The sequence below is a fragment of the Vibrio rhodolitus genome (genome assembly GCF_003350325.1).
Taxonomy (GTDB): Bacteria; Pseudomonadota; Gammaproteobacteria; order Enterobacterales; family Vibrionaceae; genus Vibrio; species Vibrio rhodolitus.
This window is the reverse complement of record NZ_QLYZ01000050.1, coordinates 1-909: the sequence shown is the minus strand read 5'-3', so window position 1 is coordinate 909 and position 909 is coordinate 1. Positions and strand designations below refer to the sequence as shown.

3 rRNA genes are annotated in these 909 nt (G+C 44.8%); all 3 read right to left on the bottom strand.

What is annotated here, in order from left to right:
- Positions 1 to 232, bottom strand: a 16S ribosomal RNA gene (locus tag DPF93_RS21040); the annotation flags it as partial.
- A 317-nt stretch (positions 233 to 549) separates the two neighbouring features.
- A 5S ribosomal RNA gene (gene rrf / locus DPF93_RS21035) occupies positions 550 to 665 on the bottom strand.
- Between the two features lie 85 nt (positions 666 to 750).
- Positions 751 to 909, bottom strand: a 23S ribosomal RNA gene (locus DPF93_RS21030); the annotation flags it as partial.

The window sequence follows — 909 nt, the reverse complement described above, 5'->3', positions numbered from 1 at the left end:
CGCGAGAGGCCCGAAGGTCCCCCTCTTTGGCCCGTAGGCATCATGCGGTATTAGCCATCGTTTCCAATGGTTATCCCCCACATCAGGGCAATTTCCTAGGCATTACTCACCCGTCCGCCGCTCGCCGCCCAACAAATCCCCCGAAGGTTCAATGTTGTCGCTGCCGCTCGACTTGCATGTGTTAGGCCTGCCGCCAGCGTTCAATCTGAGCCATGATCAAACTCTTCAATTTAAGATTTTGTTCGACTCAATGAATACTGATTACATTACATAGTAATGTTGAATTGACTGTGCTAAGACCGAAGTCTTAATTGGTCACTCAGTTCATTGAAATCTAATTTGAAGCCTAAGCTTCTAATTGGATTATCATCAACGAGTGCCCACACAGATTGATAGGTTTATATTGTTAAAGAGCTTTGCTTTCAACGCGTTAGCGTCTCAGCGAGGTGCGTATAATACGCTTCCCACTTTGAAAGTCAACATAAAACTCTAAGAAAACTTAAAATTTTATGGTGACTTGTTTACTTAGTAAACAAAGTCGAAATTAAAGCCTGGCGATGTCCTACTCTCACATGGGGAAGCCCCACACTACCATCGGCGCTAATTCGTTTCACTTCTGAGTTCGGCATGGAATCAGGTGGGTCCAAATCGCTATGGTCGCCAAGCAAATTCTTTAATYYGGAAAGCTGTTTTCAGTTCTTACACATTCAATGTTCTAGTTGAGTCCAATCAAAACCCCTTGGGTGTTGTATGGTTAAGCCTCACGGGCAATTAGTATCAGTTAGCTCAATGCCTCACAGCACTTACACACCTGACCTATCAACGTCGTAGTCTCCGACAACCCTTTAGGATACTTAAAGTATCAGGGAGAACTCATCTCAAGGCTCGCTTCCCGCTTAGATGCTTTCA